Annotated in this window: 13 protein-coding genes; 9 read left to right on the top strand and 4 right to left on the bottom strand. The window is 51.1% G+C overall.

Annotated elements, in window-relative coordinates; translation table 11 throughout:
* The first annotated feature begins 10 nt into the window (after positions 1 to 10).
* Complete coding sequence (locus AAHB90_RS04040; protein WP_342083623.1) at positions 11 to 2185, top strand: hypothetical protein; 2175 nt, start codon at positions 11 to 13, stop codon at positions 2183 to 2185.
* Positions 2186 to 2192: 7 nt separating this feature from the next.
* Here the strand turns inward: AAHB90_RS04040 and AAHB90_RS04035 are convergent, their stop codons facing one another.
* Positions 2193 to 3086 (bottom strand): helix-turn-helix domain-containing protein, encoded by an 894-nt coding sequence (locus AAHB90_RS04035; RefSeq protein WP_342083622.1) that lies wholly within the window; start codon positions 3084 to 3086, stop codon positions 2193 to 2195.
* Between the two features lie 49 nt (positions 3087 to 3135).
* A complete protein-coding gene (locus tag AAHB90_RS04030; RefSeq protein ID WP_342083621.1) occupies positions 3136 to 3954 on the bottom strand; it encodes an SDR family NAD(P)-dependent oxidoreductase in 819 nt (272 codons plus the stop codon).
* Between the two features lie 469 nt (positions 3955 to 4423).
* On the opposite strand from AAHB90_RS04030, the gene AAHB90_RS04025 reads away from it, so the two are divergent.
* The 6 genes from AAHB90_RS04025 (at position 4424) to AAHB90_RS04000 (ending at position 7832) form a co-directional block, all read left to right on the top strand.
* On the top strand, positions 4424 to 5014 hold the full coding sequence (locus AAHB90_RS04025) for a Crp/Fnr family transcriptional regulator (RefSeq protein WP_342083620.1): 591 nt from the start codon (positions 4424 to 4426) through the stop codon (positions 5012 to 5014).
* Between the two features lie 78 nt (positions 5015 to 5092).
* Positions 5093 to 5701 (top strand): NAD(P)H-dependent oxidoreductase, encoded by a 609-nt coding sequence (locus AAHB90_RS04020; RefSeq protein WP_342083619.1) that lies wholly within the window; start codon positions 5093 to 5095, stop codon positions 5699 to 5701.
* A 21-nt stretch (positions 5702 to 5722) separates the two neighbouring features.
* On the top strand, positions 5723 to 5947 hold the full coding sequence (locus AAHB90_RS04015; protein ID WP_342083618.1) for a 2TM domain-containing protein: 225 nt from the start codon (positions 5723 to 5725) through the stop codon (positions 5945 to 5947).
* Positions 5948 to 5978: 31 nt separating this feature from the next.
* On the top strand, positions 5979 to 6176 hold the full coding sequence (locus tag AAHB90_RS04010) for a hypothetical protein (protein WP_342083617.1): 198 nt from the start codon (positions 5979 to 5981) through the stop codon (positions 6174 to 6176).
* Between the two features lie 80 nt (positions 6177 to 6256).
* A complete protein-coding gene (locus AAHB90_RS04005; protein ID WP_342083616.1) occupies positions 6257 to 7069 on the top strand; it encodes an alpha/beta fold hydrolase in 813 nt (270 codons plus the stop codon).
* A gap of 121 nt (positions 7070 to 7190) precedes the next feature.
* The gene (locus AAHB90_RS04000) at positions 7191 to 7832 is read left to right on the top strand and encodes an NAD(P)H-binding protein (RefSeq protein ID WP_342083615.1); all 642 of its coding nucleotides are present in this window, start codon (positions 7191 to 7193) and stop codon (positions 7830 to 7832) included.
* Between the two features lie 268 nt (positions 7833 to 8100).
* Here AAHB90_RS04000 and AAHB90_RS03995 read toward each other — a convergent pair whose 3' ends face one another.
* The gene (locus tag AAHB90_RS03995) at positions 8101 to 8514 is read right to left on the bottom strand and encodes a rhodanese-like domain-containing protein (RefSeq protein ID WP_342083614.1); all 414 of its coding nucleotides are present in this window, start codon (positions 8512 to 8514) and stop codon (positions 8101 to 8103) included.
* 39 nt (positions 8515 to 8553) lie between these two features.
* Complete coding sequence (locus AAHB90_RS03990) at positions 8554 to 9432, bottom strand: DUF1684 domain-containing protein (protein ID WP_342083613.1); 879 nt, start codon at positions 9430 to 9432, stop codon at positions 8554 to 8556.
* 180 nt (positions 9433 to 9612) lie between these two features.
* On the opposite strand from AAHB90_RS03990, the gene AAHB90_RS03985 reads away from it, so the two are divergent.
* Together AAHB90_RS03985 and AAHB90_RS03980 are read left to right on the top strand one after the other, a co-directional pair.
* The gene (locus tag AAHB90_RS03985) at positions 9613 to 12687 is read left to right on the top strand and encodes a SusC/RagA family TonB-linked outer membrane protein (RefSeq protein WP_342083612.1); all 3075 of its coding nucleotides are present in this window, start codon (positions 9613 to 9615) and stop codon (positions 12685 to 12687) included.
* Positions 12688 to 12701: 14 nt separating this feature from the next.
* Positions 12702 to 14132, top strand: a complete 1431-nt coding sequence (locus AAHB90_RS03980; protein ID WP_342083611.1) for a RagB/SusD family nutrient uptake outer membrane protein — start codon at positions 12702 to 12704, stop codon at positions 14130 to 14132.
* Positions 14133 to 14148: the final 16 nt, after the last annotated feature.

Genomic DNA, 14148 nt, shown 5'->3' with positions numbered 1-14148 from the left:
ACATACAGCGATGCCAGCCAATACTTTTCGTAACCTCTGGGTGTGTTTCTTGCTTACCCACGGCATGATCACGCACGCACAAACCAGTTTGCTGCCGATGAGCAGCAAGCTTGCTCAAAAGTTTACTACCCAGGATACTTTGTTTGCAAAGCCGTATGTAGACGTTGACGAGTGGCGGGATAAACCCGTTCGCCATCGCTATGTGCATGGCGGTTTCCAAGGCACAGGCGCACGTTTCTCATTGTATTTCCCACCGAAGGAACGCTACCAGGGCCGCTTTTTCCAGTACATTACACCTTTCCCCGATAACGAAAATCTGTCGCAGGGAGCTTCCGGCGAGGAAGATAAAATAGGATTTGCGATCACACACGACTCATATTTCATCGAAACAAATGGTGGCGGACGCATCGACTTTGCCAAGCCTGAATCAGCAGATCCCACCCTGGGTGCTTTTAGGGTAAACGCTGCTACCGCGCAGTTTTCCAGGGTAATAGCCACGGAAATTTACGGCGGCAAGCGGCCGTATGGTTACGCGTTTGGAGGGAGCGGAGGCGCATACCGAACGGTGGGCAGCATTGAAAATACGAACGGCGTTTGGGATGGCGTAGTGCCGTATGTACTGGGTTCACCGATGGCTATTCCCAATGTTTTCACCGTACGTATGCATGCCATGCGCGTGCTCAAAGATAAGTTTCCGCAAATTATCGATGCCTTGGAGCCGGGCGGAAGCGGCGATATGTATGCCACATTGAATCAGGAAGAAAAAGAAGCGCTCCTGGAAGTAACCAGGATGGGTTTTCCGCCAAAAGCCTGGTTTGGTTATAAAAAAATGGGTATTCATGGTTTTTTAGTGCTGTACCAGGGCGTGGTCAGGGCTGATAAAACCTATTTTGACAAAGACTTTTGGAATACACCAGGATATTTGGGCGCTAACCCACCCGCGTCTTTGGCCAAAGCCCGTATTCAGCAGCAAAGCCTTATAAAAGCAGGAATTACGATTGACGAGGCGGTAAGCTTGGGACTGACACAGGCCATGTCGCCTGCCGAGCGGGGAACAGCCGATGCCGCCTGGAAAGCCATCGGTGGCGTGGATAAAGGAATGCCGGTCGCTTTTCAATTGACAGATGTGCTACCTGACATTGATTTTCTGGGAGGTGATTTGCTGATATTAAGCGGTGCAGGTGCGGGCAAAACATTACAGATAACCAAAATCGCAGGAGACAAAGTAGTACTGGGTCCCGCCGAAGCGTCATTGCTTGCGCAGGTAAAGCCCGGCGACCGGGTTCAGGTCGACAATTCCAATTTCCTGGCTGTTCAGACTTACCATCGTCATCAAGTGCCTGGCAAAGAATACTATGTCTATGATCAATTCCTTGACAAAGAGGGCAAACCGCTTTATCCGCAGCGGCCAATGCTACTTGGGCCGCTGTTCACACGTGGAGCTGCCGGCGTGCTGCCAACCGGTAAGTTTACAGGTAAAATGATATTATTAGAGTCACTTTGGGACCGGGAAGCTTTCCCCTGGCAAGCAGACTGGTATCGCTCTAAGGTGCAGGCCAATCTCGGTGACAAGCTGAATGACAATTTCAGACTATGGTACACCGACCACGCGCTTCACGGAGATGTGCCCATTGAAGACGATCCAACCCGGACGGTGGGTTACCTGGGTGTATTGCAGCAGGCATTACTTGATCTGAGTGCCTGGGTTGAAAAAGACATCGCTCCGGCTGCCACCACTCAATACAAAATTGATGCAGGCCAGGTGATTGTACCACCCACTGCCAATGAACGGAAAGGCATTCAGCCTGTCGTTACGCTAATGGCGAATGGAGGCAAGCGGGCTGAGATCAATGCCGGCCAATCTGTCACATTTAAAGCGGAAGTCGAAGTCCCTGAAAACATGGGAAAGGTCGTTGCCGCCGCCTGGAATTTCGAAGGCCTGTCCAAAGAGGTCGAAAGGACGCCCGGATGGAGTTTTGAAAATGCTGATGCATTCCCTGTCGCAGGCAAGATCACACCAGCGAGCAAGAGTGGTTCCCGCGTCACAATAGAGGCTACCTATCAGTTTTCAAAACCCGGTACCTATTTCCCAACGCTCAGGGTTGCCGCCCAGCGGGACGGAAACGCCAAAACCCCATATACCCGCATTCAAAACCTGGACCGGGTGCGGGTAGTAGTTAAATAGGCGTTCGTTAGTTCAAACTTTGCTGCCGAAAAACGTGTGGTGTAAGCCCGACCGTTCGCTTAAACAAACGGGAGAAATAGTTGGGGTTTTCAAAACCCAGTACGGAAGAAATTTCATTGATATTCAAACCTGTTCCTTTCAGCAGATTTTTAGCTTCGGCAATTAAATACAAGTGAATCAGCTCCAATGCCGTTTTACCTGTCTCCTGCCTGAGCAGATCACTCAGATATCTCGGCGACAAATGCAGCTTCTCAGCAAGTGCGCTCACGGTCGGAAGACCAGATTTATGAGCTTCATCTCCTGCAAAATAGGCAGCCAGCATTTCATTGAACCGGGTGGCAATTGCTCCCGTAATCTCCGCCCGGTTGATAAATTGTCTTTTGTAAAAACGCTCCGCATATTTCAGGAGCGTTCCCAAATGACTCAGAATGATGGTTTGACTAAATGCATCCGTATTGTTATGAAGCTCCTTGTTCATGTTTTGCATCAGCGTCCAGATCGTCTCCTCCTCACTTGGCGAAAGGTGCAGCGCCTCATTAATATCATAATCGAAGTAATGATATTTTTTTATTTCATTGTGCAGCACCGAACCTGACAGATAATCCTCATGAACCAGAATAAGGAAACAGGCTTCTTCCAGGTGTACATCCTTAAACGTAACTTTTTGACGCGGCTTGAAGAATGACATCGTCCCAAGGTCGTGGTCATATTTGGTTTTCCCGTAAAGCACACTTCCCGAAACCAGTTTTTTAAAACCAATAATGTAAAAATCGGCCATAAACTCAAAGTCGCCGGCCCAATAGTCGTCTTTATTGGCAGACAGAATACTAAACATTGGATGCTCCGGCGGTTTCATCCCGGTAGCCTGGTTGAATGCGCTGATACTTTCGAAATGGTTCATTTTGAGAATCGGTTAAGTAGCCCCGTTGAAAGGGCTACCATTTAAAGTGTTATTTGCCGTGTGCTGCAATGGAAACATCCTGCCATTCTTCCCACGTTCTCATGCGCTCTGCATATGTGTGTTTAATCCACTGTAAACCGGCCTTACCCAATATCAATCTCAAAGGCGGGTTTTCCGAATTAATAAGTTTGAGCATGGCTTCGGCGGTCGCTTCCGGCACGCCCCAATCTTCCAGATTGTTTGTCTCATTCAACGCAGATCTCACCCCATCGTACAAACTTATCGGCTCACTTTGTACTCCGGAAGAAGTGGCGAACTCCGTGAGATAACCGTTTGGCTCGACAATCGTTACCTTTATTCCGAAGCCGCTCACTTCACTCGCAAGGCTGTCACTGATCGCCTCGACGGCAAACTTGGATGCGCTGTAAATGCCAAGCGTCGGAAACGCAACCAATCCTAATGCGCTTGAAACCTGGATAATATGGCCTGAATTTTGTTCACGCATGATGGGTATTACTGCCTGAGTGAGCCATAACAAGCCAAAAACATTGGTTTCAAACTGCTCTCTGATCTCCTGCTCATTCAGCTCCTCAATCGCGCCAATGTGTCCGTATCCGGCATTATTTATCAGCACATCGATCTTTCCAAAATGGGCTTTTGCAGCTGTAATAGCTTCAAATCCGGCTTTTTTATCAGTTACATCTAATTTTAAAGCAAGCAAACGGGATGGATACTTTTCAACCAGCGCCTGCAGTGAATCCGTATTCCTTACCGCTACGATTACCTGATGCCCTTCATTCAAAAATGCTTCTGCCCAAATGCGTCCCAATCCGCGGGACGCCCCTGTAATAAAAATTGTTTTTGCCATTGCTTTCTACTATGTTAAATACAAGGCAAATCTCCGCATAAGCTGACTGACTATTGGGATACAAAAGTCGGTAAAAAGGAGACGTTTTTACGAATTGTACCGCGCCATCTGACAGCGAAACCCGCTGTACCCAAAGTTCCCTCTAATGCCCGAACCGAATTCATACCAACTTATCCACGCTAATTTGTCACGTTTTTTTAACCGATTTGCCCTGGACGATTCGCTTGCGTAACCCTTTTCTGGAACTTCTGGAATGCCCTCAGGGCCATCAGTTTCGCTTGGCATACCAGGTGTAATAAGGATCAGGAAGTCTATGTAAGATATCACTTCCTGAGTTGCGCAACAGCCACGACCGATTATTCCGATGTCGAAGTCACATAGATGGAATTTATAGGTTACATTAGAATGCACCTCCCTCTTGGAGTAAATTTATATCCGGGCAGGTTTTAATTGAAAAAGTAGGCTCTTCATGGAATCAGCAAAGCAGGCATATATTTTGTCCTTAAAGCAAATTTGTCCTTCGTTAACGGATCACGAGCTATCATTGTTTGCTTCGAAACTCTCATTTCAGAATTTTCAAAAGAAGGAATTTTTTATCGAGGCCGGCAATGTCCAGAAGGCAATAGGTTTCATCACGGAAGGTCTGGTCCGGTCATTTTACGTCGATTCCGCGGGTGATGAAATAACCGTGGGATTCTACCAGGCAGGCGATTATGCAACGCATTACCACTCCTTTCTGACCCGCCAGCCCAGCAACTACACGATCCAGTGCCTGGAACCGACCGTCATGGCTTGCCTTTCCTATGAAGATTTGCAATGGGTCTACCAGCAATCGACCGGCTTTGAGCGGTACGGTCGGCTAGTAGCCGAAGAGATTTTAAAGCGCCAGCAGGCGCGCATTGAAAGTTTCATCTTTCAAACCGCCGAAGCGCGCTATCTGACGTTCATCGAAAAACATCCCGGCCTTTTCAACCGGGTGTCCCTCTCCCACCTTTGCAGCTATCTCGGCATCGAACGCCAGACGCTTACCCGCATCCGACAGAAATTAGCACATCAATAGTTTTTTGACACATTTGTGTCAGGTACGCCCGCCGCCCGGGTAGCAACTTTGTATTGTCAATTTAAACATGATAATGCAATGGCAAAGCACATATTACTCATCCTGGGCCACCCATCCGAAAATTCCTTCTGCAAGGCACTACTCGATGCATACGAAATGGGCGCCGAAAGCGCCGACGCAATCTGCAAAACGATTTACCTATCCCGACTGAACTTCGACGTAACCCTGCACGACGGATACCGCAGCGGCTCGGACATGCCGCTCGAAGCCGACCTCAAAAATGCGCAGGAGCTCCTGAGCTGGGCCGACCACGTGGTACTGGCCTATCCCAACTGGTGGGGTTTCATGCCTGCCAAGCTGAAAGGGTTTATCGACAGGATACTGCTTCCCGGCTTTGCCTTCAAGCACCAGTCAGGCCAAATATTCCCTGACAAATTATTGAAAGGCAAAAGCATGCGGGTCCTGGTCACGATGGATACGCCCAAATGGTGGTACTACATCATCTACCGCGCATCGCAGTACCAGATCCTGAAAGACATCGTGTTCGGCTACGTCGGCTTCGACCCGATCCGGTTTACCACTTTCGGTTTCATGCGGAAAACAACCGACATGCAGCGGCTCAAATGGCTTGAAAAGGTAGCCAAGCTCGGCCGCAAACTCATTTCAACATATCACTCTGTTTCATAAAACCTCAATCCATTAAACGTCATGCTACACGGAAAACAAATGGGCGCTACTGCTCCCGTCGATTTCAAAAAAGGTTTCAATATCCACGTGCTTGTGTTCCTGATTTCGGTGCCGGCCCTCTGGCTCATCTGGTCTGTTACCAACCAGGCTTATCTCTGGCCATTATGGCAGACAGGCGCCTGGGGCACTGGTATCATCTTCCATTACCTGGGGGTATTTGTATTCAAAAAAGCAAAAAGACATTAAATCATTCGCCAACTCTTTAAACATCAAAATCATGAACACGCAGCAAAACACAGTCAGACGCGTTGTGACAGGCCACGACGCAGATGGCAAGGCGATCATTGTTTCCGACGCGCCGCCGGTGATTTCCACACTGGCCTCCGGCGAGCTCTTCTTCCTGGTCGGAGGCTACTGCCTGATTGCCACCATTCTGAACGGTTTTGACATTCCCGCACCTAGCTGCGAGCGGTAATTCAAGAAAACGGAAACCGCCGAACACCGTCAAACAAAGTAGGCATACTCATATCTTTAACAATCAAACTTTTATTCAAAATGAAAAAGACGATTTCGTCACTGCTATCCGCAGTGCTTGCAGTTTTCGCGTGCTCATCCTGTGCAAAAAGCGATGAGCCCGCCATTTCAAAAGCCAATACCTACGTGTTGGTGCATGGGGCCTGGCAAGCTCCCTACGTCTGGGACGCCGTACGGGCAGATTTAGAAAGTAAGGGCAACAAAGTAATCGTAGTGGAGCTGCCCGGCCACGGAAGCGACAATAGCCCGGCGCATACGCTCAGCCTGGACGTATATATCGATAAGGTAGTCGACGCCCTTGCCCAAACAGACGGCAAAGTGATCCTGGTCGGTCACAGCATGGGCGGCATGGTGGTAACGGGTGCAGCTGAAAAGATCCCGGGCAAAATCAGCAAACTGGTGTACATCGGCGCATTTCTTCCGGCTTCCGGACAAAGCCTGGGCGAGCTCTCGCAGAGCGATCCGGACTCTAAGCTCGGCCCGCAGCTTGTCCTGTCCGCAGACCACCTGACGCTCGACGTGAAGCGTGAAGCCCTTACCGCATTATTTATCGGCGACGGTTCACAAGCCGCCAAAGACCAGGTACTGGCCAATTACCGCGCGGAACCCTCTATCCCATTTGGCGATAAAGTGTCGTTGACCAGTGCCAACTTCGGCTCGGTGGAAAAGGCTTACATCAAAACGACGCAGGACGTAGTGATCAGCCCGGGCTTGCAAGACAAAATGATCGCCACGGCCGGTATCAGGGCGGTATACCCGGTGAATACAAGCCATTCGCCCTTCCTTTCGCAGCCCCGCACCGTGTCGGATCTGTTGATCAAAATCGCGCAATAACACGGCCATGAAAGTAAAAATCAATTTCTCGCCCTACCGGCGGCTTTCACTGGGGTGGCGATCAATAAATGTCGCCACCTTTTGCTAAAAAAAGACTTATCAACTACTAAATTTATAGGATATGAAAGCAATCATCATCGGTGCTACGGGTGCCACAGGCAAAGATCTTCTGGATACTACTATAAGTGATCCCGACTACCGCGAAGTGGCGATTTTCGTGCGCCGCTCCACGGGCATCACCCACTCCAAACTCACCGAGGTACTCACAGATTTCGATAATCTGAAAGACGTATCCGGCCAGATTCATGGCGATGTGCTGTTTTCTTGCCTGGGGACTACGCTCAAAGCCGCGGGATCGAAGGAAAAGCAACGACATATCGATTATGAAATCCCGCTAGAATTTGCCCAAATTGCACGCAGGAATGGCGTGCCGAAAATGGTGCTTTTATCCGCTTACGGTGCTTCACCCGACAGCAATGTCTTCTATTCGAGGCTTAAAGGCGAATTGGAAGAAGAGATAAAAAAACTAGCTTTTGAAAACCTGATTATATTCAAACCGGGCCTGTTGCTCCGAAAGAATTCAGACCGGTTTGGTGAAAATGCCAGCGCATCCATGCTCCGATTTTTTAATGGCCTTGGATTATTCAAGAAGTTTCGTCCGATGCCAACTAAGATACTGGCCGAGAAATTATCAGAAGCACCGAAAACCGCCAAAAACAAGGTCACCGTTGTCAGCCTGGATGAGATCTTTCATTTCACATAGACGACGTGATGTTGACCATTCTAGCATCCAGTTCGCTGTGGAAAATGATCGCCCGGCGACCGCGCCATCCCCGCCTGTCACTTTACCTGTCAGCACGCCCGGACCGGCAAAAGCGCCTGTCCCCAGGATGATGGCCAGCAAAATTCCTTCACCCGCTGAAACGCGGAAGTCCCGATATAAACTTAACTGTGAAGCGATACCGGATATAGATATACGCACGCCCGAGCTGGCCGAATTTCAGTGATTACGCTTCGTCCCGACTCCTTTTTCATTTCCGCGCTGCCTGTGTTTGCAGTTGCTCGGCCGGGAACCCGTCGGCTTTCAGTTGTTCGAAACCGCCGATATTGTAATAGGTGTGAAAACCGAGTGTTTTGAGCGTGTCTGCTGCCTTTCCACTGCGGTTGCCCGAGCGACAATAGAGGTACACCGGCTTATGCCTGTCAAGTTTGGCGATCTGCGCTTTGAAGTCGGGGCTGTTAAAATTGATATTGGCTGCATATTGCAAATGTCCGCCGTCGAATTCTTGGGGCGTGCGTACATCTACGAGGTAAGCCTTGCCGGCTTTGATTTTGGCCAATGCCTGGTCATCGGCTTTCACGATATTTCCGGGAGCAACATGCTGTGCCTGCGCAGCGAATGCAGCGCAGAACAACAGCGTGAGCAGAAAAGTAAGCTTTCGCATGGTGATGGTTTTTATAAATGCGTGCAATTTTTAGAGCTGTCAATGATCGCCGTAGCGCTTTTCGCCTGCCACCACGGCCAGCGCCAGCTTGTTTTGCTTCGGCGGCAGCGGACAGGTCGCATAAGGTGAAAACGCGCAAGGGGGATTAATGGCCTTGTTGAAATCGAGCCAGGCCGTGCCGTCGGCCTCAACGGATGAGTACAGGAAGCGGCCCGAGCCGTAAGTTTCGTGCTTGTTGGTCTGATCGGCGAAGATGATAAACAGGTTTTCGGGCTTACCCACGGCATCCAGGCTGTATTCTTTCCCATCGACGGTAAATACCAATTTACCGGGTGAAGCCTGCTCGTCGGTGCGGCCGGTAATGTCGGTAATGCTCACCGTGCGGCCTTTGGTCGGCACAAACTGCGCCTTCACCCGCCATTTCTCCTGGACCGGATAGCGCTCGATGCCCGTAAATCCTTTCAGGTATTCGCTTTCCAGGTCGCGCAGGCGGATCGCATACTTCTCGCCCCGCTTGATCACAAACCAGCGCAACGGGCCGTGCTTCAAGGTTACCGGCTTGCCCGCAGGGCTGATGTCGAGCTCGGTCACCGGCTGATCGCCGTTAAAAATCTGCGCGTCCGCTTTCGCTTTGAGGGTGATTTTATCTTTCTCCAAAACAATTTCCCCCAGGAACGGACGGCTTTTGTCGGCCGGGAAAAGAATGTCGTTCTGCTCTGCGCTACCGAACGTGTTGGAACCTTCTTTGAGCCAGTACAAGCCGGCCAGGTTCAGCCAGCCCGACTCCGCTTTCAGGCTCTCGATACGCTTTTCATGCCATTGGCGGATCTCGTTTTCGTAGGGACTGTCGCCGAATGTAAATGCGGCCAGGAAGAAAATCGATACCAGCTCCAAAATGTAAAAAAATTGCCTTTTCATGACAATGGTTAATTAAGTGAGTGAAGTCGCCCCCTGCCCGTCCGGACATAGGAAGCGTAATTTGGTGGTGGCTGGTGCACAAAATTAGTCAAACTATTTAATCTACCAATTTAGTAGTTTAAAATTTTAAAATAACTTTACTTTGCCCATCAAATAAGTATAGTTACAAAAGCATCACCCATGATTCCATTTCTCCGTTCCCATCCCAGCCGATTGATTTGTGCCCTCATGGCCGGCATTGCGTCCTTGCAAAGCCACGCACAGTCTGTGTCCATTCAAGGAAAAGTGACATCCGCTACCGACCAATCGGTGTTGCCGGGCATTAATGTCCTGGTTAAAAATACGTCGACCGGCACTACCACCAATGCCGACGGCAAGTTCGAGATCAATGCCGAAAGCAATGCCGTGCTCGTGTTTTCGGCCATCGGCTACATTACCCGGGAGCTCGAAGTGAAGGGACGTTCTCAGATTGACGTTCAGCTTAGCGACGATACCCGGCAGCTGAACGAGCTCGTGGTAGTCGGCTATGGCACGCAAAAAAAGCGAGACCTGACCGGTTCCGTTAATTCGCTGGATAGCAAGGATTTTAACAAAGGCGTGCAAACATCCGTAGACCAGCTCATTGCCGGCCGTTCCGCAGGCGTGCAGGTGACGCAGTCGAGCTCGGAGCCGGGTGGCGGCGTTACGATCCGCATTCGCGGCGCCAATTCTATTAATGCGAATAATGAGCCATTGTATGTGATAGACGGCCTGCCTGTAAACAATACCTCGGTGGTGCCGGGCTCCACGCTCGTAAATGAGCAGGCGCCGCGTAACCCGCTGAATGCATTGAACCCCAACGATATCGAATCGGTGGAGATCCTGAAAGATGCCTCGGCAACAGCGATTTACGGTTCACGTGGCGCAAATGGCGTGATCCTGATCACAACGAAAAAGGGCACAAAGGGTAAGCTGAACGTGAATTATTCACTTTCCGGCGCGGTGTCGGAAGTGACCAAACGCGTTCCCATGCTCAACGCGCAGCAATATATGGCGCTGCTCAATGACCTGCGCGCCGACCAGAAACAAGCCCCGGAGTTTACCGCTGAGCAGATCGCCGCAGTAGGCCAGGGCACTTACTGGCAGAATGAAATTTTCAAAAAAGGCTATTTGCAGAACCATCAGCTCTCGTTCTCCGGCGGCCAGGACAAATTCACTTACTATGCTTCGCTGAACTACCTCGACCAGAAGGGCGTCGTGATCAGCTCGGGCATTAAAAAGTATGTCGGCCGCGTGAACCTGAACTATACCGGCGACAAGTTCAAATTCGGCTTAAATCTCAATTCCAGCCAGGTGAAGGACGATTTCGTTCCTAATGGTGTGAGCGTAAATGAAGGTGCCGGGGTAATCAACACCGCCATTTTCCAGGATCCTACCCTCACCATCAAAAATCCGGACGGCACCTGGACCCAGACGCAGATTGTGAACCTGGAAAACCCGGTAGGCCTCGCACGCGAAGTGAGCGATTTCGCCACCACCAACCGCACATTTGCCAGCGTTTTTGCAGAATACTACTTCCTGCCGGAGCTTTCCGCCAGGATCAATTTCGGTACTGACCGCCAGGACTCGCGCCGCGATATTTTCACCTCCCGCCTCACCAAACGCGCCGAGGGGACGAAAGGCATCGCGAGCGTGCTCACGAGCAATGCTTCGAACAACCTGGTGGAATTTACGGCACGCTACAATAAGGCGCTCAACAAGGATAATCAGCTCGAAATTCTCGGTGGATATACCTATCAGGAATTTGTCGTAAGCTCGCTTTCCGCCGGGGCACAAAACTTCCCGCTCGACGCGTTGGGCACTGACAACCTTGCCGCGGGTGCGCAAACCACGTTTTCGCTCGGTTCCGGTCGTACCAAGAACCAGTTGCTTTCCTATTTGGGGCGCGTCAACTACAACCTGCTCGACAAATACCTGCTCACAGCCTCCATTCGCGCCGACGGCTCGTCGCGGTTCGGGGATAACAAGAAGTACGGCATTTTCCCATCGGTAGCCGTTGGCTGGCGCTTGAAGGACGAAATTTTCCTCAAAAACATCAACACCATTACCGACTTGAAACTCCGCGCGAGCTACGGCGTGACCGGTAACCAGGATATCGGCAGCTACAAATCGCTCGTGCTGCTCGGTCCGCAGGGGCAGGCCATTTTTGACGGTGCGCCTTATGTGGGTATTTCGACCACTCAGCTTCCGAATCCGGACTTAAAATGGGAAACGACCACTCAACTCGATATTGGTCTGGATTTCAGCCTGTTTGCCAACCGGCTGTCGGGCAGCATCGATTATTTCCATAAACAAACCAAAGACCTGCTTCTCCAACTCCCGATCCCTCGCACCAGCGGCTTTACGACTACATTCAAAAACGTGGGCGGACTGAAAAATACCGGTTTCGACTTTACCTTGACATCTGTTAACGTGACGGCGCCATTTACCTGGCGGTCGAGCCTGAACTTCTCGATCGTGAAAAACGAGGTGACCGACCTCGGCACATTGCCTTACATTCTGGGCGGTTCGGCCGGGTTTACCAACGATTTCACCATTATCCGCAAAGGCGATCCGCTCAATGCTTACTATGGTTACGTGGTGGATGGCGTATTCCAGCAGGGGGAAGAGATTTCAAAATCCCCACAGCCACTCTCCCGTCCCGGTGAGTACAAATACCGCGATGTAAACAAGGATGGCACGATCAACTCGGCCGACCGGACACTTCTCGGCTCGCCGTTCCCCGATTTCACCTACGGCCTGAACAACGACTTCACCTATGGTGCTTTCAATCTCTCGTTTTTCTTCCAGGGCGTGCAGGGCAGTAAACTCTTTAACCTTAACCGGACCGAATCAGAGAACCCGATCTCTTTCCGCCGTAACCGGCTCGCCGAAAGCTACACAGACCGCTGGACACCGGCCAACCCGACCAATGCCAATTCCTCGGGCGTGCCGGTGGCCGTTTCCTACACGAGCAATGTGAACAGCCGGGCCGTCGAGAATGCATCGTACCTGCGGTTAAAATCGGTACAGCTGACGTACAACTTTCCGTCGGCCAAATGGCGGCACATCAAAGGTTTGCAGGTGTACCTAACCGGCCAGAACCTTTTTACAATTACCAAATACACCGGTTATGACCCCGAGGTGAGCGCATTCGGGACTTCCAACGTCCGCGCCGACTACAATGCGTTCCCGCTTTCGCGCACCTACACCGCGGGCGTGAGTATCAATTTCTAATTTTCTGAAAATCAATGAAAAAACTTCTTTATATACTGTTAATACTTGGTGCCGCGGCCTGCGATCAGCCGCTTGAAGAGAAAGTGTATTCTTCTTTTGGCCCTAATAATTTCTTCAAAACCGCTGACGATGCCGAGGCATTGCTCAATGCTGCCTACGCCCTTGAACAGAAACAGGGAACCGACGGCTTCCGGAACATACTCGTGATGGCCGAGGTCACCACCGACCTGCTCATCATCCGCGAAGGCGGGCTCCGCGGGCTCGCGCAGCCGCTCGAAGATTTCACCTGGAATGCCTCCCACGAGTTTTTCGACGTGGCCTGGACACGCTATTACAGCGCTATTTACCGCGCTAACCTCGTGATAGACAACGTGCCCAATATCGATTTTGACCCGGAGCGCAAAAAGCAGATTATTGCCGAAGCCCGCTTCCTGCGTGCGAGCGGCTACATTTCGCTATACGACCTTTTCGGCCCAACCCCGCTCATCACCAACAGCATCAGCAGCAGCGAAGACCGCCCTACCCGTGCCAGTAAGGAAGAATTTATAAAATTCGTCACCGACGAGCTGACCGCCGTGGCCGATATCCTTCCCGTCACCGCCAGGCAATACAGCCGCGCTACCAAAGGCGCAGCTCTCGCCTTTCTGACCAAATTTTACCTGAACAACAAAGACTGGCAAAAGACGAACGAAACCGCCCAAAAGGTGATCGATTTAAATGCGTACAGCCTTTTCAACTCGGCCAACCGCACGGACCTGTTCAAGCTCGCCAATGAGAAAAACAGCGAATTTATTTACGTAAGGCCTCATTTGGCTCAGCCGGGGCTTGGTACCAATTATCTGCCGCATGCCGCCCCGCCTAATTACAAATACAAAGGCGCCGCCAAGGCCAACTATGCCACACAGCTCAAAACCCTTTCGGGCTTCTACGACTCGTTCGACCCGAAAGACCAGCGGCGCGAGGCATTCCTGACCGAATACGACGACCTGAGCGGCAAGCACATCGTTCTCGGCCAGGACGACAAGCGTAGTTTCAAATTTGAAGAAGATTTGCCCGCTACGGGCGCCGACCTCGGCAATGATTTCCCTGTTGTCCGCTACGCCGACATCCTGCTCAGCAAAGCCGAGGCATTGAACGAGCTCGACGGCCCGGGCGCTGCGGCCGTCGGGCTCATCAACCAGGTCCGGGCCAAAGCCGGACTTCCCGCGTTATCGGTTTCCGCATTTGGCACCAAAGACGCGTTCCGGGCCCACATTCTCAAAGAGCGAGGTTGGGAATTCTTCACCGAGGAGCTTCGCCGGCAGGATTTGATCCGTCATGGGAAGTTTATCGAACTCGCCAAAGGACGGGGCAAAACGGCATTTGATTACCAGGTGTTGTTCCCGATTCCGCAGAGCGAGATCGATCGCAACCCCAATCTGGTACAGAATGAGGGTTATAAGTAGGATTGAATCATGCACT

This window comes from Dyadobacter sp. OTU695, from assembly GCF_038440355.1.
Taxonomy (GTDB): domain Bacteria; phylum Bacteroidota; class Bacteroidia; order Cytophagales; family Spirosomataceae; genus Dyadobacter.
Note: the sequence above shows the minus strand (reverse complement) of the source record. Positions and strands in the feature narration are given on the sequence as shown.

What these genes read in the sequence shown, in the direction of transcription:
- AAHB90_RS03995 (WP_342083614.1), bottom strand. Translation starts at nt 8,514, where the DNA reads ATGCGAAAGCTTACTTTTCTGCTCACGCTGTTGTTCTGCGCTGCATTC.
- AAHB90_RS04030 (WP_342083621.1), bottom strand. Translation starts at nt 3,954, where the DNA reads ATGGCAAAAACAATTTTTATTACAGGGGCGTCCCGCGGATTGGGACGC.
- AAHB90_RS03985 (WP_342083612.1), top strand. Translation starts at nt 9,613, where the DNA reads ATGATTCCATTTCTCCGTTCCCATCCCAGCCGATTGATTTGTGCCCTC.
- AAHB90_RS04025 (WP_342083620.1), top strand. Translation starts at nt 4,424, where the DNA reads ATGGAATCAGCAAAGCAGGCATATATTTTGTCCTTAAAGCAAATTTGT.
- AAHB90_RS04020 (WP_342083619.1), top strand. Translation starts at nt 5,093, where the DNA reads ATGGCAAAGCACATATTACTCATCCTGGGCCACCCATCCGAAAATTCC.
- AAHB90_RS03980 (WP_342083611.1), top strand. Translation starts at nt 12,702, where the DNA reads ATGAAAAAACTTCTTTATATACTGTTAATACTTGGTGCCGCGGCCTGC.
- AAHB90_RS03990 (WP_342083613.1), bottom strand. Translation starts at nt 9,432, where the DNA reads ATGAAAAGGCAATTTTTTTACATTTTGGAGCTGGTATCGATTTTCTTC.
- AAHB90_RS04000 (WP_342083615.1), top strand. Translation starts at nt 7,191, where the DNA reads ATGAAAGCAATCATCATCGGTGCTACGGGTGCCACAGGCAAAGATCTT.
- AAHB90_RS04005 (WP_342083616.1), top strand. Translation starts at nt 6,257, where the DNA reads ATGAAAAAGACGATTTCGTCACTGCTATCCGCAGTGCTTGCAGTTTTC.
- AAHB90_RS04010 (WP_342083617.1), top strand. Translation starts at nt 5,979, where the DNA reads ATGAACACGCAGCAAAACACAGTCAGACGCGTTGTGACAGGCCACGAC.
- AAHB90_RS04040 (WP_342083623.1), top strand. Translation starts at nt 11, where the DNA reads ATGCCAGCCAATACTTTTCGTAACCTCTGGGTGTGTTTCTTGCTTACC.
- AAHB90_RS04015 (WP_342083618.1), top strand. Translation starts at nt 5,723, where the DNA reads ATGCTACACGGAAAACAAATGGGCGCTACTGCTCCCGTCGATTTCAAA.
- AAHB90_RS04035 (WP_342083622.1), bottom strand. Translation starts at nt 3,086, where the DNA reads ATGAACCATTTCGAAAGTATCAGCGCATTCAACCAGGCTACCGGGATG.